General features: G+C 67.5%; 21 protein-coding genes. 10 read left to right on the forward strand and 11 right to left on the reverse strand.

Annotation, left to right across the window (positions count from 1 at the left end; all coding sequences use genetic code 11):
• Positions 1 to 140: 140 nt before the first annotated feature.
• The 3 genes from LWH48_RS13325 to trmB form a co-directional block, all read right to left on the reverse strand.
• Complete coding sequence (locus LWH48_RS13325; RefSeq protein WP_213311772.1) at positions 141 to 2252, reverse strand: adenosylcobalamin-dependent ribonucleoside-diphosphate reductase; 2112 nt, start codon at positions 2250 to 2252, stop codon at positions 141 to 143.
• 38 nt (positions 2253 to 2290) lie between these two features.
• Entirely contained in the window at positions 2291 to 2785 is a 495-nt protein-coding gene (ubiT, locus tag LWH48_RS13330; RefSeq protein WP_232912953.1) for a ubiquinone anaerobic biosynthesis accessory factor UbiT, read from the reverse strand.
• A 236-nt stretch (positions 2786 to 3021) separates the two neighbouring features.
• Positions 3022 to 3762 carry a tRNA (guanosine(46)-N7)-methyltransferase TrmB gene (gene trmB, locus LWH48_RS13335; protein WP_232912954.1) on the reverse strand — a complete coding sequence of 247 codons (741 nt, stop codon included), beginning with the start codon at positions 3760 to 3762 and terminating at the stop codon, positions 3022 to 3024.
• A gap of 128 nt (positions 3763 to 3890) precedes the next feature.
• On the opposite strand from trmB, the gene LWH48_RS13340 reads away from it, so the two are divergent.
• Positions 3891 to 4265: a DUF423 domain-containing protein gene (locus LWH48_RS13340; RefSeq protein ID WP_232912955.1), complete on the forward strand. Its 375-nt coding sequence runs from the start codon at positions 3891 to 3893 to the stop codon at positions 4263 to 4265.
• A 6-nt stretch (positions 4266 to 4271) separates the two neighbouring features.
• Here the strand turns inward: LWH48_RS13340 and LWH48_RS13345 are convergent, their stop codons facing one another.
• Positions 4272 to 4688, reverse strand: coding sequence for a PaaI family thioesterase (locus LWH48_RS13345; protein WP_232912956.1), 417 nt, complete (start codon positions 4686 to 4688; stop codon positions 4272 to 4274).
• Between the two features lie 145 nt (positions 4689 to 4833).
• Entirely contained in the window at positions 4834 to 7008 is a 2175-nt protein-coding gene (locus LWH48_RS13350; RefSeq protein ID WP_232912957.1) for a malate synthase G, read from the reverse strand.
• Positions 7009 to 7240: 232 nt separating this feature from the next.
• On the opposite strand from LWH48_RS13350, the gene LWH48_RS13355 reads away from it, so the two are divergent.
• Both LWH48_RS13355 and LWH48_RS13360 read left to right on the forward strand, forming a co-directional pair.
• Entirely contained in the window at positions 7241 to 8224 is a 984-nt protein-coding gene (locus tag LWH48_RS13355) for an alpha/beta hydrolase (protein WP_232912958.1), read from the forward strand.
• Positions 8221 to 8712, forward strand: coding sequence for a hypothetical protein (locus LWH48_RS13360; RefSeq protein ID WP_161431710.1), 492 nt, complete (start codon positions 8221 to 8223; stop codon positions 8710 to 8712). Before LWH48_RS13355 ends, LWH48_RS13360 begins: the two co-directional genes overlap by 4 nt.
• A 13-nt stretch (positions 8713 to 8725) precedes the next feature.
• On the opposite strand, the gene LWH48_RS13365 is transcribed toward LWH48_RS13360, so the two are convergent.
• Both LWH48_RS13365 and LWH48_RS13370 read right to left on the reverse strand, forming a co-directional pair.
• Entirely contained in the window at positions 8726 to 10228 is a 1503-nt protein-coding gene (locus LWH48_RS13365) for a YifB family Mg chelatase-like AAA ATPase (protein WP_232912959.1), read from the reverse strand.
• Between the two features lie 67 nt (positions 10229 to 10295).
• Positions 10296 to 10649: an accessory factor UbiK family protein gene (locus LWH48_RS13370; protein ID WP_232912960.1), complete on the reverse strand. Its 354-nt coding sequence runs from the start codon at positions 10647 to 10649 to the stop codon at positions 10296 to 10298.
• A gap of 269 nt (positions 10650 to 10918) precedes the next feature.
• On the opposite strand from LWH48_RS13370, the gene LWH48_RS13375 reads away from it, so the two are divergent.
• The 3 genes from LWH48_RS13375 to glnK all read left to right on the forward strand — a co-directional run bounded on the left by LWH48_RS13375 (position 10919) and on the right by glnK (position 13032).
• Positions 10919 to 11257 (forward strand): P-II family nitrogen regulator, encoded by a 339-nt coding sequence (locus LWH48_RS13375; RefSeq protein WP_161431713.1) that lies wholly within the window; start codon positions 10919 to 10921, stop codon positions 11255 to 11257.
• Positions 11258 to 11297: 40 nt separating this feature from the next.
• Positions 11298 to 12548 (forward strand): ammonium transporter, encoded by a 1251-nt coding sequence (locus LWH48_RS13380; protein ID WP_232912961.1) that lies wholly within the window; start codon positions 11298 to 11300, stop codon positions 12546 to 12548.
• A 145-nt stretch (positions 12549 to 12693) separates the two neighbouring features.
• Complete coding sequence (gene glnK, locus LWH48_RS13385) at positions 12694 to 13032, forward strand: P-II family nitrogen regulator (RefSeq protein ID WP_023004277.1); 339 nt, start codon at positions 12694 to 12696, stop codon at positions 13030 to 13032.
• Positions 13033 to 13194: 162 nt separating this feature from the next.
• Here the strand turns inward: glnK and LWH48_RS13390 are convergent, their stop codons facing one another.
• On the reverse strand, positions 13195 to 13971 hold the full coding sequence (locus LWH48_RS13390) for a ferredoxin--NADP reductase (protein WP_161431715.1): 777 nt from the start codon (positions 13969 to 13971) through the stop codon (positions 13195 to 13197).
• Between the two features lie 161 nt (positions 13972 to 14132).
• On the opposite strand from LWH48_RS13390, the gene LWH48_RS13395 reads away from it, so the two are divergent.
• A complete protein-coding gene (locus tag LWH48_RS13395; protein WP_232912962.1) occupies positions 14133 to 15059 on the forward strand; it encodes a LysR family transcriptional regulator in 927 nt (308 codons plus the stop codon).
• Positions 15060 to 15137: 78 nt separating this feature from the next.
• Here LWH48_RS13395 and LWH48_RS13400 read toward each other — a convergent pair whose 3' ends face one another.
• Positions 15138 to 15566 carry a host attachment protein gene (locus LWH48_RS13400; protein WP_161431717.1) on the reverse strand — a complete coding sequence of 143 codons (429 nt, stop codon included), beginning with the start codon at positions 15564 to 15566 and terminating at the stop codon, positions 15138 to 15140.
• Positions 15567 to 15774: 208 nt separating this feature from the next.
• On the opposite strand from LWH48_RS13400, the gene LWH48_RS13405 reads away from it, so the two are divergent.
• Complete coding sequence (locus tag LWH48_RS13405) at positions 15775 to 16260, forward strand: hypothetical protein (protein WP_232912963.1); 486 nt, start codon at positions 15775 to 15777, stop codon at positions 16258 to 16260.
• Positions 16261 to 16293: 33 nt separating this feature from the next.
• Here the strand turns inward: LWH48_RS13405 and LWH48_RS13410 are convergent, their stop codons facing one another.
• Both LWH48_RS13410 and hemE read right to left on the reverse strand, forming a co-directional pair.
• Positions 16294 to 16686, reverse strand: coding sequence for a VanZ family protein (locus LWH48_RS13410; RefSeq protein ID WP_232912964.1), 393 nt, complete (start codon positions 16684 to 16686; stop codon positions 16294 to 16296).
• Positions 16679 to 17755: a uroporphyrinogen decarboxylase gene (hemE, locus tag LWH48_RS13415; protein WP_232912965.1), complete on the reverse strand. Its 1077-nt coding sequence runs from the start codon at positions 17753 to 17755 to the stop codon at positions 16679 to 16681. The genes LWH48_RS13410 and hemE overlap by 8 nt, the downstream gene beginning before the upstream one ends.
• Before the next feature lie 136 nt (positions 17756 to 17891).
• Here hemE and ribA point away from each other — a divergent pair, with 136 nt between their 5' ends.
• Both ribA and trhA read left to right on the forward strand, forming a co-directional pair.
• Complete coding sequence (gene ribA, locus LWH48_RS13420) at positions 17892 to 18527, forward strand: GTP cyclohydrolase II (protein ID WP_161431721.1); 636 nt, start codon at positions 17892 to 17894, stop codon at positions 18525 to 18527.
• Between the two features lie 55 nt (positions 18528 to 18582).
• Positions 18583 to 19251 (forward strand): PAQR family membrane homeostasis protein TrhA, encoded by a 669-nt coding sequence (trhA, locus tag LWH48_RS13425; protein WP_232912966.1) that lies wholly within the window; start codon positions 18583 to 18585, stop codon positions 19249 to 19251.
• Positions 19252 to 19272: the final 21 nt, after the last annotated feature.

Here is a 19272-nt window from a genome sequence, read left to right on the forward strand (position 1 = left end):
CGGGGCTGATCCGGCGAAGAGCCTGCGAGGAGGCGCTGTAAACCCATCCCTGGGCGCTACCGACGCCATCCCTGGCGTAGGACCTCCTCTTCGGCTCTTCCCCGGCGCCCCTTGCTAAAGGCAACCAGGGAAACAATGGCTTACCACTTGCCATAGGTGCCTTCCTTCAGCGCGTCATAGAGGTTCGCCGCGTTGTGCTCCTCGCCGTCGTAGATGACCTTCTCGTCACCGGCCAGCTCCACGCTCTCGCCATTCTCCAGCTCGAAGACGTAGGTGGTGTTCTTGAGGTCGTCCTCGCGCACCAGCACGCCCTGGAAGGCCTCCGGATTGAAGCGGAAGGTGGTACAGCCCTTGAGCTTGCTCTGGTAGGCGTCGAGGTAGAGGTCCTTGAACTCCTCGAAGGGGAACTCGGTGGGCACGTTCACCGTCTTGGAGATCGCCGAGTCGACCCAGGCCTGGGCGGCGGCCTGCACCGCCACGTGCTGCTTGGGGCTCACCGCGTCGGCGGTGATGAAGTAGTCGGGCAGGTCACTCTCCACGGCGTCGGCGGCGATGAAGTGGCGGTAGGCCGCCAGCTCGAAGGAGACCACCTCGACCTGCTCCTTGGTCTTCTTGCCCGACTGGATGACGTTGCGGAAGTAGCGGTGCGAGAACGACGGCTCGATCCCGTTGGAGGCGTTGTTGCCCAGCGACAGCGAGATGGTGCCGGTCGGCGCGATGGAGCTGTGGTGGGTGAAGCGCGCACCATGCTCGGCGAGCTGGGCCACCAGCTCAGGCTCCACCTCGGCGACCTTCTGCATGTAGCGGCTATAGCGCGCATGCAGGATGCGACCGGGCACCTTGTCGCCGATCTCGTAGCCGTCCTTCTTGAGCTCCGGGCGCTCGCGCAGCATCTTCGGAGTGATCTCGTAGTCCTCGGCCAGTGCCGGGGCCATGCCCTTCTCGCGGGAGAGTTCCAGCGCCTGCTTCCAGCCCTCGATGGCCAGGTTGCGGCTCACCTCCTCGGTGAAGGCCAGCGACTCCGGCGAGCCGTAGGGGATCTTGAGCATGGTCAGGGTGGAGCCCAGGCCCAGGAAGCCCATGCCGTGGCGGCGCTTGGCCTCGATCTCGCGACGCTGGCCTTCCAGCGGCAGTCCGCTGATCTCCACCACGTTGTCGAGCATGCGGGTGAAGATCGCCACCACCTGGCGATAGCGCTCCCAGTCGAAGCGCGGCTTCTTGCCGAAGGGGTCGATCACGAAGCGCGTCAGGTTCACCGAGCCCAGCAGGCAGGCGCCCTCGGGCGGCAGCGGCTGCTCGCCGCAGGGGTTGGTGGCGCGGATCTCCTCGCAGAACCAGTTGTTGTTCATCCGGTTGACCTGGTCGATCAGGATGAAGCCCGGCTCAGCGTAATCGTAGGTGGAACGCATGATGGTGTCCCACAGCTCACGGGCTTTAATCACCTCGACGATGCGGCAGGCCACGCGGCCCTCGGCGTCGACGGTGTAGCCCTCTTCCACCACCGGCCAGTCGCGGTAGATCAGCTCGCTCTCCTCGACGTCATCCTTCTCGCCGGCGTGCAGCGGGAAGGCCAGCGGCCAGTCGGTGTCCTTCTTCACCGCTTCCATGAACTCGTCGGTGATCAGCAGGCTCAGGTTGAACTGGCGCAGGCGACCCGACTCGCGCTTGGCCTCGATGAACTGACGCACGTCGGGGTGGCCGACGTCGAAGGTGCCCATCTGGGCGCCGCGGCGGCCACCGGCGGAGGCCACCGTGAAGCACATCTTGTCGTAGATATCCATGAACGCCAGGGGGCCGTTGGTGCCGGCACCGGCGCCGAACACGAAGGCACCCTTGTGACGCAGGGTGGAGAAGTCGTAGCCGATGCCACAACCCGCCTTGAGGGTCATGCCGGCGTCCACCACGGAGTCGAGGATATCGTGCATGGAGTCGCGGATGGTGCGCGACACCGTGCAGTTGATCAGGCTCACCGCCGGCTTGTAGGCCTCGGCACCGGCATTGGACATGATGCGCCCGGCGGGAATGGCGCCGTTCTCCAGCGCCCAGCGAAACTTCGGCAGCCAGGCGTCGGCCTGCTTGTCTTCCACCGCGGCCAGCGCCCGGGCCACACGATCCCAGGTGGCAGCCACGTCCTGGTCCACGGCCTTGCCGTGACGGTCCTTGAGGCGGTACTTGGAGTCCCAGATGTCGCGGGACGGCCCCTGCAGGGGCACCTCGTTGGATGACTTCACTGCCTTGGTGGAAGTGCTCATTCGGATGGCTCCGGAAGAAGTTCGTTAATCGAAAAAATTCAGTTCGTACGTCTCGCCAGTCGCTCCAGGCGAACCAGCAGTTCACCGAAGGGCCCCTGGGCCAAGCCCTCCTCGCGACCGTCGAGCAGGTTCTTGACCATCAGGCCCAGTTCGGTGTCGCCCTCGATCAGCAGCCGGCGCTGAAAGAACAGCGCATCGGGGTCCTCGCGCCGGGTGGCCAGGCAGAGAAACTCCCGCCAGCCACCGCGGATGGTGGCCTCGCCAGGCTCGGTGCACACCGTCAGGCACTCGCCCTCCAGGGTGAGGGTCAGCGCCACGCCGATATCCTCGATGGCCAGGGTGATGCGACGCCCCTCCAGGGCGTCGAACTCCCCCTCGGCCAGGGGCTCGGCGAAGGTGCGGTTGAGCAGCGGTTCCACCAGGCGGCGCTTGAGACCGACCGGCACGCGCGGATCGAGGGCGCGAATCAGGCGGGCGGGTGCGGGAGGACGCGGCAGGGCGTGTAACGGTAAAGGCAACAACGGCAGGGACATGACAGCTCTCCTGAAGGGTAACCATGCGGCCAGGGCCGCCGAACCGTTCATCCTAGGCCGGTGCTCCCGGGGCTGCACTGACATGCATCATGTCGGTGTCAGGCCCTCTGTTCACCCGCGGCCCGACTACCATATATAGACCATATCTCGCCGGCAAGCCCCATATCTGGTGCAAGCCGGCGAACATCATGATCCATTTTCATTTGACAGCCTAACCGCTTGAAGCGGCGGCAGAATCACCCGACGCGGCGGTAGATGAGATCCCAGACGCCGTGGCCGAGCTTCTCGCCGCGGGCCTCGAACTTGGTCAGCGGACGGAACGCCGGGCGCGGCACGTAGGGCGCGGTCTCGGGCTCGGCGGTATTGGCGAAGCCGGGGGCGGCGTCCATCACCTCGGCCATCCACTCGGCGTAGGCCTCCCAGTCGGTGGCCAGGTGGAAGGTGCCGCCGACCTTCAGCCGCGAGCGCACCAGCTCGACGAAGGCGGGCTGCACGATGCGCCGCTTGTGGTGCTTCTTCTTGGGCCAGGGATCGGGGAAGAACAGCTGCACGGTATCCAGGCTCGCCTCGGGCAGGCACTCCTCGAGCACACGCAGGGCGTCCTCGCGGTAGACGCGCAGGTTGCCGAGGCCGCGCTTGTCGGCCTCGTCGAGCAGCTTTCCGACACCCGGCGCATGCACCTCGATGCCGATGAAGTCGGTATCGGGGTGGGTCGCGGCCTGCTCAACCAGCGAGGCGCCCATGCCGAAGCCGATCTCCACCACACAGGGCGCGCGGCGCCCGAACAGCATCTCGAGATCCTGGCGACCGTCGGCCAGGGTCAGTCCGAGACGCGGCCACACCTCCTCGAGCCCGCGGGTCTGGGCCTGGGTCATACGACCGGCGCGCAGCACATAGCTCTTGATGCCGCGGCGGTGCAGCGGGGCGTCCGCCCCCTCCGGGCCGGTGGTCTTGTCGTCGTGTCGGGGATCGGTCATGGCGCGGGGCAACCCTTCTCTTGGCTTGAATCTTCTGGGCTTGAATAAACCGGGGGCGCGTATTGTAGCGGCTGAGGCTCGCCCGGGGTACGGTAGCGGCCGATTCTACCGGCACGGAGGAGACCGATATGCAGGACAGGGGATGGTGGCTGGGGGCGGCGCTCTCCGGCGCCCTGGTGGTGATCGCCGGCGCCTTCGGGGCCCACGCCCTGGAGGGGCAACTGGCCCCTCGGCTGGCAGCCGCCTTCGAGACCGGGGTGCGCTACCAGGCGTGGCACACCCTGGCACTGCTGGCGATGCTGGCCTGGCGTGCCTCCCAGCCGCTGACCGGCCAGCGGCTGGCCATGGCGCTGTGGGCGGCAGGCATCACGCTGTTCTCCGGTTCGCTCTATGCCATGGCGCTCACCGGCGTGACGGGGCTGGGGATGATCACGCCCATGGGCGGGGTACTGATGATCGGCGGCTGGTTGGCCCTGGCCGCCGCCATATTGCGCGCCCGCTGAGGCGCTTCAGTCGTCGCGATCGGGCAGGGCGTAGGTGGCGGTGACCAGCGCCACCGGCTCCTCCTGCCCGGCTGAGAACAGCTGGACCTCGCCCACCGCCAGGCGGCGGCCCAGCTTGAGGATACGCGCGGTGGCGATGATATCGCGGTCGCCCCGGGGACGACGCAGGAAGCGGCAGTGCAGGTCGCTGGTGACCGCCATGGGTTCGGGGCCGATCTCGGCGAGGATCGCCACGTAGAGGCAGACGTCGGCGAGCCCCATCAGGGTGGGGCCGGAGACGCTGGCGCCGGGGCGCAGGTGCTCGTCGTCGATGGCCAGGCTCATGGTGGCCCTCATGTGATCGACGGCCTCGATGGTGCCGAAACGCTGGGGGAACACCTCGTCGAGGAAATCCTCGATGGCGGCGGCGGTCATCACGGGCATGGCAAGCCTCCCTGCTGTGGCGAACGAAAACCACCACCTTAGCCGACCCGCGCCGACGCCGACAGTGCCCGAACGTCGAGCACTCACGAAAGCGCCCCCGCGGCATGTCCGCGGGGGCGCTCCCCGACGCCTTTCGTTGTTTTCCTTACTTCGCCTTGTGCACGGCGCGCCAGTGATGCAGCAGCGGCTCGGTGTAGCCGGCAGGCTGCACGCGGCCCTTGAAGATCAGGTCGCTGGCGGCCTGGAATGCGCTGGAGCCCTGGAAGTTCGCGCTCATCGGCGTGTACTCCGGGTCATCGGCGTTCTGCTTGTCGACCACCTTTGCCATGCGCTCCAGGGTCTCCTGGACGCGGGCGGCATCGACCACACCGTGGTGCAGCCAGTTGGCGATGTGCTGGCTGGAGATGCGCAGGGTGGCACGGTCTTCCATCAGGCCCACGTCGTGGATGTCCGGCACCTTGGAGCAGCCCACGCCATGCTCGACCCAGCGCACCACGTAGCCGAGGATGCCCTGGCAGTTGTTGTCGAGCTCCTGCTGGCGCTCCTCGTCGCTCCAGTCGGCGCTCTCGGCCACCGGCACGCTGAGCAGGTCATCCAGGACGTCCGGTTCGCCCTGCCCCTCCAGCTCACGCTGGATGGCGGCGACGTCCACCTGGTGGTAGTGCAGGGCGTGCAGGGTAGCGGCAGTGGGTGAGGGCACCCAGGCGGTGTTGGCGCCGGCCTTGGGGTGGCCGATCTTCTGCTCCAGCATGCCGGCCATCAGGTCGGGCATGGCCCACATGCCCTTGCCGATCTGGGCGCGGCCGCGCAGGCCGCAGGCCAGGCCGACCTGGACGTTGTTCTTCTCGTAGGCCTGGATCCAGGCGGCACCCTTCATGTCGCCCTTGCGGATCATCGGGCCCGCCTCCATGGCGGTGTGCATCTCGTCGCCGGTGCGATCGAGGAAGCCGGTGTTGATAAACACCACACGCGAGGCCGCCTCGGCGATACACGCCTTGAGGTTCACCGTGGTGCGGCGCTCCTCGTCCATGATGCCCATCTTGAGGGTGTCGCGGGCCATGCCCAGCAGATCCTCGATGCGGCCGAACAGCTCGTTGGCAAACGCCACCTCCTTCGGCCCGTGCATCTTGGGCTTGACGATGTAGACCGAGCCCTCGCGGGAGTTGCGCGCCTCGCCCTCGCCCTTCTTCAGGTCGTGCAGGGCGATCAGGCTGGTGACGATGCCGTCGAGGATGCCCTCGGGCAGCTCGTTGCCCTCGGCGTCGAGCACCGCCGGCGTGGTCATCAGGTGACCGACGTTGCGCACGAACATCAGCGAGCGACCCGGCAGGGTCACGCTGCCGCCAGCGGTATTCTGCCAGGTGCGGTCGGCGTTGAGGCGACGGGTGAAGGTCTTGCCACCCTTCTCGACCTCTTCTGTCAGGTCGCCCTTCATCAGGCCCAGCCAGCTGGCGTAGACACCTACCTTGTCCTCGGCGTCCACCGCGGCCACGGAGTCCTCGCAGTCCATGATGGTGGTCACCGCCGCCTCGACCACCACATCCTTGACGCCAGCCGGGTCGGTCTTGCCGATCGGGTTGCTCGGATCGATCTGGATCTCCAGATGCAGGCCATGGTTACTCAGCAGGATGGTATCGGGGCTCTCGGCCGGGCCGTTGAAGCCCACCAGCTTGCCGGCATCCTTGAGGCCGGTCTCGCGACCACCCTCCAGGGTAACCACCAGATGGCCGTCACGCAGGGCATACTTCACGGCGTCACGGTGGGAGCCGGTGGCCAGCGGTGCGGCGCGGTCAAGCACGCCACGGGCGTAGGCGATGACCTTCTCGCCACGCTTGGGATTGAAGCTCGTGCCCTTCTCGGCGCCGTCCTCCTCGGAGATGGCATCGGTGCCGTAGAGGGCATCATAGAGGCTGCCCCAGCGGGCATTGGCGGCATTCAGCGCATAGCGGGCGTTGTTGACCGGCACTACCAGCTGGGGGCCGGCCTGGACGGCAATCTCGCGATCGACGCTGGCGGTGGTCACCTTGACCGAGCTCGGCGCCTCGGCCAGGTAGCCGATCTCCTCGAGGAAGGCGCGGTAGCCAGGCATGTCCCGCACCGGGCCGGGATTCTCGCGATGCCAGCTATCGAGCTTCTCCTGCAGGCGATCGCGCTCGGCGAGCAGTTCACGGTTCTTCGGGGTCAGATCATGGAAGAGCGCATCGACGCCGGCCCAGAAGGCCTCGGCGTCGATGCCGGTGCCCGGGAGCGCCTGTTCGGTGATGAAGCGGTCCAGTTCGGCGGCCACCTGGAGGCGGTGACGCGTGACACGTTGAGTCATGGTGAATCTCCTCGCACGGGGCAGGCGGCGGGTGCACACCGGACTGCCATCAACAGGGTTGGGTGACTGCGTAGCTTCGATTTTGTGGAAAACCGTTCCATATGTAAAGCCGGAATAGCCTTGCCTCCCCCGGGACTCGACCAAAAGATAAGGCAGCGAGGCCCGCCCGTCCGACAAGCATGGTGCCGCCTCCTGCTTGCCGCTAGCATGGTGGAGCACCGTGGAGAATGCGATGAGCGATTTCACCCCCCTGCAGGCACTCGGCCCCTTCCGCTGGATCGATCCAGCCGACGAGTTGCCCGGCGGCGACCACCTGGAACGCTATCTGGGCCACTACGGCCTCGCGCCCCTGCTCGCCGAGCATGTGGGGCTGCACCTGGGGTTCCTGGACGCCGGGGGCTTCCGCCTGTGGGCCTCGGTCTGGAGTCCTGCCGAGCCCATCGGCACCGCCTTCGTGGTGCACGGCTACTTCGACCACCTGGGGCTCTATCGTCACCTGCTCGAACGCCTGCTGGAGCGCGGCTGGCGCGTGGTGCTGTGGGACCTGCCCGGCCACGGGCTCTCCAGCGGCCAGCGCGCCTCCATTGCCGACTTCGACGACTATGGTGGCTGCCTGCACGCCCTGCAGGACCACCTGGAAGCCGAGGGGCTGGCCCCGCACCCCTGGCTGGGCATCGGCCAGAGTACCGGCGCGGCGATACTCGCCACCGATGCCCTGACCCGCGGAGAGGACGGCAGCTGGGCCGGCCTGGCCCTGCTGGCGCCGCTGGTGAGGCCCTGGGGTTGGCGCCAGTCAAGCTGGCTGCATCTGCTGGTGGGCCCCTTCGTGCGCTCCATTCCGCGCAAGTTTCGCGACAACTCCACCGACGCCGATTTCGCCGCCTTCCTGCGCGACCAGGACCCGCTGCAGGCCGACCGCGTGGCGGTGGACTGGGTCAGCGCCATGCGCCGCTGGATGCCGCGGCTGCTGGCACTGCCCCCCAACCCGGTGCCGACCCTGATCCTGCAGGGCGAGCAGGACCTGACCGTGGACTGGGAGTGGAACCTGGAGGTACTCAAGGAGAAGTTTCCCAATGCCGAGGTGCATCTGCATCCCGAGGCCCGGCACCACCTGGTCAACGAGGCGGAGCCCATCCGCCAGGCGCTGTTCGAGAGCCTGGATCGCTTTATCGATGCTCTGGCGCCCGGCGCCACTGTGGAGAAAACGACATCATGAAGACCGCGCCCTCCCGTCTGGTCGCCCTCCTGGCGCTGACCCTGCTTGCCGGCTGCGCCGGCGCTCCCGAGCGTCCCGACAGCAGCATCCGCCAGGCGCTCTTCAACCTGGGCGAGCGCGCCGCCGCCCTGGTGATGACGGCCCCAGACCTGCCGCAGCCACCCAGCGACCAGGTGCTGCTACTGTCTCGCCCCGAGGTCAACGCCGGCCTCGGCATCGAGAACGAGCGCTTCAACGAGAGTCTGGTACGCGCCCTGCTGGCAATCAGCGATGGTCCCCAGGTCCTCGACTGGAACACCAACCTGACCGACAGCGGCGATAACCAGTGGCGCCTGGAGAGCCGACTGATGGCCGACGGCCCACGCCTCTCGCTATCCGACCGCGAACTGCTTCCCTACCGCCTGACGCTGACCCTGCGCCGCCCCGGCGAGGAGGCAGCACGCTGGGAGCAGAGCCTGCAGGGCGCTCTGGACAGCACGGCGCTATAGCGAAAGGCGCCGCTCACCCCTTGAGGAGTCGATCGAGCTGGCGATAGCCCACCGCCTCGATCAGCTGATCGCGCTCGGGGCGCGAGACGCCGGCGAGATCGGCCAGGGTCAGTGCCACCCGCAGCACGCGATGATAGGCCCGGGCCGACAGCTTGAGTCGCTCCAGCACCGCCGCCAGCCAGGCGCGGTCCGCCGCCGAGAGGCCGCAGGCCGCCTCCAGCTCGCGCCCTGCCAGGTGAGCGTTCAACGCACCCCGGGCCAGCTGGCGCTCGCGGGCCGCCAGCACCCGCTTGCGCACCGTGGCGGAGTCCTCGCCGGGCTGGTTGGCGGTAAGCTGCTCCGGGGGGAGTGCCGGCACCTCCACCTGCAGGTCGATGCGGTCAAGTAGCGGCCCGGAGAGCCGCGCCTGGTAGCGCTGGATCTGCGCCGCGGTGCAGTGACAGGCCTGGCGCGGATCGCCCAGGTGGCCGCAAGGACAGGGATTCATCGCCGCCACCAGTTGGAAACGCGCCGGGTAGCGACGCTCATGGCTGGCCCGGGCGATATGGATGCGCCCGCTCTCCATGGGCTCGCGCATCACCTCCAGCACATGGCGCGGGAACTCCGGCAGCTCGTCGAGGAACAGCACCCCGTGGTGGGCCAGGGAGATCTCGCCGGGGCGCGGCCGCGCGCCACCACCCACCAGGGCCACCGCGCTGGCGGTATGGTGCGGGGCACGGAAGGGTCGGCGTCCCCACTCAGCGCGCAGTGGCAGGCCGCTGACCGAGCGCACCGCCGCCACCTCCAGCGCCTCGTCGTCGGTGAGCGGCGGCAGGATGCCCGGCAGGCGGCTGGCCAGCATGGTCTTGCCGGTACCGGGTGGGCCGGCGAAGAGCAGGTTGTGGGCACCCGCGGCGGCGACCTCCAGGGCACGGCGGGCCTGGAACTGGCCGCGCACCTCGGCGAGATCGGGCAGCGGCTGGGTGGCTGCGGGCGGGCGCGTCAGACGATGGGGAGCAATGGGGGCCTGGCCCAGCAGGTGGGCGACCACCTCCAGCAGGTGAACGGCGGGCAACACCTCGAGCTCACCGGCCAGGGCCGCCTCGTCGGCGTTGGCCCGGGGCACGATCAGTTGCCGCCCGACACGCCGCGCGGCCAGGGCCAGCGGCAGCACGCCCTCCACCGGGCGCAAGGCACCGTCCAGCGCCAGTTCACCGACACTCTCGGTCGCTTCCAGGCAACCGGGCGGCAGCTGACCGGAAGCGAGCAGCAGCCCCAGGGCGATGGGCAGGTCGAAGCGGCCACCCTCCTTGGGCAGGTCGGCGGGGGCCAGGTTGAGGGTGATGCGCCGCAGCGGGTACTCGAAGCCGGCGTTGACCAGGGCGCTACGCACCCGCTCCCGGCTCTCCTTGACCGCCGTCTCCGGCAACCCGACCAGCGTCATGCTGGGCAGGCCATTGGAGAGGTGCACCTCCACCTGCACCTCGGGTGCCTCCAGGCCGAGCCCGGCCCGGGTGTGCACGATCGCCAGCGTCATGGGCGCTCCCTCGCGAATGGACTGCTCTCAGGCTAGTCCAGAGCGCGGCGAGGCGCCCGACGCGACCTCAGGAGGCGGCGCCCTCGCCCTTGTGCTCGTCGCGCTTGCCTTCACCGCTCGGGGCGCTCGCCGCCGGGGCGTCGGCGCCCTCGGCCGCTGCGGCGGTGCCGCCGGCCTGGGCTTCCACCAGCGCCTCCAGGGAGGCGACCTGCTTCTCCAGAGCCTCGACCCGTGACCGGGTGCGCTGCAGTACGTCCATCAGGATGTCGAAGTCCTCGCGGGAGACCAGTTCGAGACGGTCGAAGGCTCCCCTTACCACCTGCTGGATACCCTTCTGCACCTCTTCGGGGGCCTGGGAGGCGCCCTGCAGGCGCTCGCCGATCTGCTGGGCCAGCCGACCGATTCTATCGTGGGTCACCATGACGCTTCTCCTGGTTGGGGATGACGACCTACAGGATACGCGTGGCACCCATGAGACGCATGCCCTCTTGCAGGGCGCGTGGGACGTGCACAGGCACCATCGGAGTGCATGGGGCCTGACAGCAAGCCGATGCAGGAGCTTCCCTCATCCAGTAAAAGTGGCTCAAGCCTCAGATATAAAAGGATTTTTCTCCTCACTGGCACGCCGCGCGCATTGTACAGGTCAGCCGCCCCATCGGGTCGCCTCCCATCGCAACGAGGAGACAGGACATGAAGCTGATCACCGCCATCATCAAGCCCTTCAAGCTGGACGACGTCCGCGAGGCGCTGGCCGACAACGGCGTGCAGGGCATCACCGTCACCGAGGTCAAGGGTTTCGGCCGCCAGAAGGGCCACACCGAGCTCTACCGCGGCGCCGAGTACGTCGTCGACTTCCTGCCCAAGGTCAAGGTCGAGATCGCCGTGGACGACGGCCGCCTGGAGAGCGTGCTCGACGCCATCTGCGAAGCCGCCGGTAGCGGCAAGATCGGCGACGGCAAGGTATTCGTCACGGCCCTCGAGGACGTGATCCGTATCCGCACCGGCGAGCGCGGCGCCGATGCCGTCTGAGCCATGACCGACTGCCGCTTCCCCGACTGGAGACTCCACCATGAGTGAACTGACCGAACTGAGCTATGCGCTCGATACCTTCTACTTCCTGATCTGCGGCGTACTGGTGATGTGGATGGCCGCCGGCTTCGCCATGCTCGAGGCCGGCCTGGTGCGCGCCAAGAACACCGCCGAGATCCTCACCAAGAACATCGCCCTGTTCGCCATCGCCTGCACCATGTACCTGCTGGTGGGCTACTACCTGATGTACTCGAGCCCCGAGGGCGGCATCCTGCCCAACCTCGGCGTGCTGCTGGGCAGCGAGAACGGCATCGACGCCGTGCTGGCCGGCGGTGATGACGCCCCCTACTACTCCATGCGCGCCGACTACTTCTTCCAGGTGGTGTTCGTGGCGACCGCCATGTCCATCGTCTCCGGGGCGGTGGCCGAGCGCATGAAGCTGTGGGCCTTCCTCGCCTTCGCGGTGGTGATGACCGGCCTGATCTACCCGGTCTCCGGCTACTGGACCTGGGGCGGCGGCTGGCTCTCCGCGGCCGGCTTCTCCGACTACGCCGGCTCCGGCATCGTACACATGGCCGGTGCGGCCGCGGCACTCGCCGGCGTGCTGGTCCTCGGCCCACGCAAGGGCAAGTACGGCAAGGACGGCAGCATCTACGCCATCCCCGGCGCCAACCTGCCGCTGGCGACCCTGGGCACCTTCATCCTGTGGATGGGCTGGTTCGGCTTCAACGGCGGCTCAGAGCTCAAGGTCTCCGACGTCGCCTCCGCCAACAACATGGCCCAGGTGCTGGTCAACACCAATGCCGCCGCCGCCGGCGGGGTAATCGCCGCCCTGGTGATTGCCAAGCTGTGGTTCCGCAAGGCCGACCTGACCATGACCCTCAACGGCGCCCTGGCCGGCCTGGTGGCGATCACCGCCGACCCGCTCTCTCCCTCCGCCCCGGGCGCGGCGCTGATCGGCGCCGTGGGTGGTGTCATCGTGGTGGCCGCCATCGTCGGCCTGGACAAGCTGAAGATCGATGACCCGGTGGGTGCCATCTCGGTGCACGGTGTGGTCGGTATCTGGGGCCTGCTGGCGGTGCCGCTGACCAACGGCGACGCTACCTTCGGCGCCCAGCTCCTCGGCATCGTCGGCATCTTCGCCTGGGTCTTCCTGGCCAGCCTGATCGTCTGGGGCATCCTCAAGGCGGTGATGGGCGTCCGCGTCAGCGAGGAGGAGGAGTACGAGGGCGTCGACCTGACCGAATGCGGCATGGAGGCCTACCCCGAGTTCAGCGTCGCCAAGAAATGAAGGCAACGCGTAACGAGTGAGCTGGCGTGCTCCACTTGGCCCCCGCAAGGGGGCCTTTTTTCTTCCCCGCCGGCGGGGTGTATCCTAGGGACAATCCGCCTATCGCCGGCGGCATGCCCGCCCCAGAATCGACGAGGAACCGACCATGAAACTGGTGACCGCCATCATCAAGCCCTTCAAGCTCGACGACGTGAGGGAGTCCCTCTCGGAGATCGGCGTGCAGGGTATCACCGTGACCGAGGTGAAGGGCTTCGGCCGTCAGAAGGGCCACACCGAGCTCTACCGTGGCGCCGAGTATGTAGTGGACTTCCTGCCCAAGGTGAAGCTCGAGGTCGCCGTGGACGACGAGATGGCCGAGAAGGTGATCGATGCCATCACCAGCGTCGCCAATACCGGCAAGATCGGTGACGGCAAGATCTTCGTCACCCCGCTGGAGCAGGTGATCCGCATCCGCACCGGCGAGACCGGCAAGGACGCGGTCTGACAGCTGGAAGCTGGAAGCTGGAAGCTGGAAGCTGGAAGCTGGAAGCTGGAAGCCAGTTAGCGTGTTGCCAGCTCTTCCCTACTGAAAACCCCCGTGGTCTAGACCACGGGGGTTTTCTCTTCCAGCTTCCAGCCGCGAAGCGGCGCTCTTCAAGCTTCCAGCTTATTTCTCGACGAACGCCCGCTCGATCACATAGTCCCCGGGCTCGCCCATGCGCGGCGAGATCTTGAAGCCCAGTTCGTCGAGCAGTTCGCTGGTGCTCTCCAGCATGGCCGGGCTGCCGCAGATCATGGCGCGATCCTGCTTGGGATCCAGCGCCGGCAGGCCGGTGTCCTCGGCGAGCTTGCCGCTGCGGATATGGTCGGTCAGGCGGCCCATGGTGTGGAACTCCTCACGGGTCACGGTGGGGTAGTAGACCAGCTTCTCGCTGATCTCCTCGCCCAGGTACTCATGGGCCGGCAGCTCCGTCTGGATGAAGTCGGCATAGGCCAGCTCGCTGACGTTGCGCACGCCGTGCACCAGCACCACCTTCTCGAAGCGCTCGTAGACCTCGGGGTCCTGGATCAGGCTCATGAAGGGCGCCAGGCCCGTGCCGGTGGAGAGCAGGTAGAGGTTGCGCCCCGGCAGCAGGTCGTCGGTGACCAGGGTGCCGGTGGGCTTGCGACTGACCATGATCTGGTCGCCCACCTGGAGATGCTGCAGACGCGAGGTCAGGGGGCCATCGGGCACCTTGATGCTGAAGAACTCAAGGTGATCCTCGTAGTTGGGGCTGGCGATAGAGTAGGCACGCATCAGCGGCTTGCCGTTCACCTCGAGGCCGATCATCACGAACTGGCCGTTCTTGAAGCGCAGGCTGCGCTCGCGGGTGGTGCGGAAACTGAACAGGGTATCGTTCCAGTGGTGGACGCTGAGCACCTCTTCCAGGGCAAACTTGCTCATGCCGGCTCCTCTATGCGGTCGAAGGCTTTATATGCCTATAAAGAATAAAAGCGATTCCAAGATTTGCATTGAATTCTAAGGCAGGAGGCGTTATCTGTTAAATGGATTGTATGGATAACCTTTATCCATAACCTTGATATACGTCATCGGAGTTTGCCCTCATGCGCTTCACCCTGCGCCAGCTGGAGGTCTTCGTGGCGGTGGCCCAGCACGAGAGCGTATCGCGGGCGGCTCGCGCCCTGGCACTCTCCCAGTCGGCCACCAGCAGCGCCCTGGCCGAACTGGAGAAGCAGTTCGACTGCCAGCTGCTGGACCGCCACGGCAAGCGACTGCGCCTCAACGCCCTGGGCTTCCAGCTGCTGCCCAAGGCGGTGGCACTGCTCGACCGCGCCGAGGAGGTGGAGGAGCTGCTCCACGGCCAGCAGGGCATCGGGGTGCTGGACGTCGGCGCCACCCTGACCATCGGCAACTATCTGGCCACCCTGCTGATCAGCGACTTCATGCAGCGCTACCCCGGCAGCCGGGTACGCCTGGCGGTACGCAATACGCGCACCATCATCGACAGTGTGCGCCACCATCGGCTGGACCTGGGATTGATCGAGGGGCAGTGCGAGGAGGAGGACGTGGTCACCCAGCCCTGGGTGGAGGACGAGCTGGTGGTGTTCTGCTCGCCCCGCCACCCCCTGGCCGGAGCCGGCGAGGTGGAGCTCAGCCGCCTGCTGCGCGAGGCGTGGATCATGCGCGAGGAGGGCTCGGGCACGCGACTGACCCTGGAGCAGGCAGCACGCCACCGTCGCGGGCGTTTCAACGTGCTGCTGGAGCTGGAGCACACCGAGGGGATCAAGCGCGCGGTGGAGTCGGGGCTGGGCATCGGCTGCGTCTCGCGCCTGGCACTGCGTGACGCCTTCCGCCGCGGCAGCCTGGTGCCCATCGCCACCCCGGAACTGGACCTGAGCCGTCAGTTCACCTTCATCTGGCACCGCCACAAGTATCTCGCCACCGGCATGCGCGAGTTCCTCAAGCTGTGTCGGCAGATGACCGAGGGCGTGACCCGCAGCGACCAGATCGACCTGCCGCCGGTGCCCTGACGACGTGGCACGAGGCTGGCTCCGAACGGCATCGGGCCCGGCAGTGCCGGGCCCGATGCCGAAGGGAAAGCCAACCCATCAGCGCATATCGCTGACCGCCTCCTGGATCTCCTCGAGGCTCGCCTTGGTGAGGTCCTTGGTCAGGGAGTGGATCACCAGCTTCGCGGTGGGGCCATCGAGCTTGTCGCGCAGCTGGCCGAGGAAGCGGGCCGGGGCGACCAGGATCAGCTTCTCCATGCTGTTGTCGATGCGGGCCTGATAGAGACGATCGGTCACCTCCTTGGCGAACACCTGCTCCTCATGGGTGCGCGCCGTGCTCTCGCCACCGGAGGAGCGCGAGCTGTTCGACGTCGACTCATGCACGTCGGAACCGCGATCCGTCACCAGGTCGCCCTCGTGCAGCCGACTCGCCGAATGCACCAGGCTATCCTGTTCGACCAGCTTGAGTGCGTCGCGGGTGAAGATCCGCGCCCGCGCCGCATCCGCCACCACGATATAGGTTGTCATAGCCACTCCTCGATACCGGTGGTACGGCGGCCGGCGATGCGCCGGCCGCTTCTGGATCAACCATGGCAAGTGCCTTGACGCGGGTCAACCCGCCACCGACGTCGATCGGCGACAACTGCAGGGAAGCTTGATCTGGGGTAGCATCCCAGCTGGCCGGCAGGGATGTCGGCACGTCTCATCTCCACGATGTGCCCCCGGGAGGACCCCGATGCGTCAGTTACTGTTTCCCCGCCGCCCGTTATCACGCGGCACCCTGCTCACCTGCCACCTGCTGCTGCAGGTCGGCCTCGCGGCTGGTGCGGCACTATGGCTTGCTCCGCGCACGCCATGGCTGGCGGCCACCACCTGGCAGGTGGCCTGGCCCAGCCTGGCACTGGGCGGTGGCCTGTGGCTGCTGGCCGCCATGCTGCTGCGCCTGATGGCCGAGCTGTGGCTGCTGCCCCACCACCTGGCCGGCCAGCTGGGCGCCGGGCCGGTGATCACCCGCTCCTGGGAGCGCCGCCCGGCGGTGCATGACCCCCAGGCCGCCTGGACCAGCGAGGCACGTCCCCTGTCCAGCGAGGGCGAGGCGGTAGGCAGCGCCCGGGTAACTCGTCCCGCCGAACCGCTGCGCTCCCGCGGCGGCCGCGAGCCCTCCCTGGACCTCGCCGGCGCCTCCCCTGCCGAACCGAGGGCCGGGGAGCCACGCCTCTAGGAGACTGTCCCTTCGCGGCGGAGAAACCTGGCGTCAGGTGCGACGAGGGAAACGCATGAGCCGACGCAGGCCGGCCAGCATCAGCACGGCGGAGCCGGCGCCGAGGCCGTTGGCCAGGATATCGGCCCAGTCACCGCCACTGCGCCCCGGCACCAGAACCTGGGCGAACTCGACCATGCCGCCGTAGCCCGCCGCGAGCAGGAAGGCCAGCGGCAGGCGGACTCCGGCCAGGCCGATCAGGCCGCCGAGGCCGGCATAGCCGACGAAGTGATTGAGCTTGTCCCAGGGCAGCTGGCTGGGCATCTCATCGCCCGGGGTCAGACTGCCCAGGGCGATGACCAGGGCCGCCACAACGGCCAGCGCCGCCCACAGGCGGCGCCGGTCGTGCAGGCGTTGCAGCCAAGCGAGCCCCAGCCATTCAGGCATGGGCGATATTGCGGTGATAGGCCGGGCTCAGGTCATGCAGCGCCTCCATGAAGGCAGTGACGTGATCGGGATCGGTGAACTGGCTGATACCGTGCCCCAGGTTGAAGACGTGACCGGGGCCCTCGCCATAGCTTTCCAGGATGCGCGCCACCTCGGCACGAATCGCAGCCGGGCGGGCGAACAGCACGTTGGGGTCGAGGTTGCCCTGCAGCGCCACCTTGTGACCCACCCGGGCACGGGCATCGGACAGCTCGGTGCTCCAGTCCAGTCCCACGGCGTCGGAACCCGCCAGGGCGATGTCCTCGAGCCACTGGCCGCCGTTCTTGGTGAACAGGATCACCGGCACACGGCGCCCCTCGTGCTCGCGGATCAGGCCGGCGACGATCTGCTCCATGTAGCGCAGCGAGAACTCCAGGTAGGCCGGCGTGGAGAGGGCGCCACCCCAGGTGTCGAAGATCTGCACCGCCTGGGCGCCGGCGCGGATCTGGGCGTTCAGGTAGTCGGTTACCGCCGCGGCCAGGGTGTCGAGCAGGTCATGCATCACGCTGGGCGTGTCGTAGAGCATGGTCTTGATATGCCGGAAGTCCTTGCTGGAGCTGCCCTCGACCATGTAGGTCGCCAGCGTCCAGGGGCTGCCGGAGAAGCCGATCAGCGGCACGCGTCCGTTCAGCTCGCGGCGGATCGTCGAGACCGCGCGCATCACGTAGTCGAGGTCGCGCTCGGCATCGGGAGCACTCAGCGCCGCCACCTCCTCGGCCGTGCGCACCGGCTTGCGGAACTTGGGCCCCTCGCCGGTCTCGAAGTAGAGCCCCAGCCCCATGGCATCGGGGATGGTGAGGATATCCGAGAACAGGATCGCCGCATCCAGCGGATAGCGCTCCAGGGGCTGCAGGGTCACCTCGCACGCCAGCTCCTGGTTGCGACACAGGTCCATGAAGTTGCCGGCCACGGCGCGGGTGGCGCGATACTCCGGCAGGTAGCGTCCGGCCTGGCGCATCATCCAGACCGGGGTGCGGTCCACCGGCTGACGCGCCAGGGCGCGCAGAAAGCGATCGTTCTTGAGTTCCATGCAGGCGGTCATCCATGGGAAATGTGTCCGCCATTGTACCCGATGCTTGCGTCCCGGTCGTGAGCCTCGCCGGCCTTCCTGATAGAATACCGCCCACTCCTGCGGCGCCGCCCGCGGCCTGATACCGAGGTAACCCGTGACGATTCGCTTTATCGCCGCCTCCCGTCTGCCCACCCCCTGGGCCACCTTCACCATGCACGGCTTCGAGGACGAGGCCACCGGCAAGGACCATATCGCCCTGACCCTGGGCGACGTGGCCGACGGCGAGCCAGTACTGGGACGGGTGCACTCGGAGTGCCTGACCGGCGATGCGCTCTTTTCGATGCGCTGCGACTGCGGCTATCAGCTCCAGGAGGCTCTCAAGCGTATCGCCGAGGAGGGCCGCGGGGTGCTGCTCTACCTGCGCCAGGAGGGGCGCGGCATCGGGCTGCTCAACAAGATCCGCGCCTATCACCTCCAGGATCAGGGCGCCGATACCGTGGAGGCCAACGAACAGCTGGGCTTCGCCGCCGACCTTCGCCGCTACGACCTCTGCGTGCCGATGCTCGAGCACCTGGGCATCGCGGGCCTGCGCCTGATGACCAATAACCCGCGCAAGGTCGACGCCCTGACCCAGGCCGGCGTCAATGTCGTGGAACGCGTACCGCTGACCACCGGTCTCAATCCTCATAACGAGCACTATCTGTCCACCAAGGCCGGCAAGCTCGGCCACATGATGGTGCTGGGCGATTTCACCCAGGCCGACGATGTGGATATCGAACGCAAGCCCTGAGGACGGGAGCCCCCATCCCTCGATCGGGGAGGCTCCTGGACAGGGGAGAGACCCGATGACCCAACCATCCCACGACAGGGAAAGCTTCAGTGCCACCGAGGAGTGGCTGCACAGCATCAGCCACGGAATCGGTGTGCTGCTGAGCCTGGCCGGGGTCACGGTACTACTGGTGATGGCCAGCCTGGCGCCCCACCTCGACCCCTGGAAGCTGGCCGGGGTCGGCCTCTACGGCACCAGCCTGGTGCTGCTCTATACCGCCTCGACGCTCTACCACGGCGTGCGCGACTCGCGCCTCAAGCGCCTGTTCCAGCTGCTGGATCACTGCGCGATCTACCTGCTGATCGCCGGTACCTACACGCCCTTCCTGCTGGTCAACCTGCGCGGCCCCACCGGCTGGGCGCTGTTCGTCACCGTCTGGGGGCTGGCGCTGGTGGGTATCGCCTGCAAGCTGGCCTGGCCCCACCGCTTCGCGGCGTTACGCGTCGGCATCTACCTGCTGATGGGCTGGCTGATCCTCTTCGCCGGCGGCGAGATGGTCGAGCGGCTGTCGCCCGCGGGGCTTACCCTGCTGGTGGCCGGCGGCCTCACCTACACCCTCGGCGTGCTCTTCTATGCCGTGCGCGCAATTCCCTTCAACCACGTCATCTGGCACCTGTTCGTGCTGGGCGGCAGCATCCTCCACTACTTCGCCGTCTACAGCGCCGTGCTGCCCTTCGCGGCCTGATCCCGAGGCTTGCACCAGCCC

It is taken from the genome of Halomonas sp. G15 (assembly GCF_021282295.1).
Lineage (GTDB): Bacteria > Pseudomonadota > Gammaproteobacteria > Pseudomonadales > Halomonadaceae > Halomonas > Halomonas alimentaria.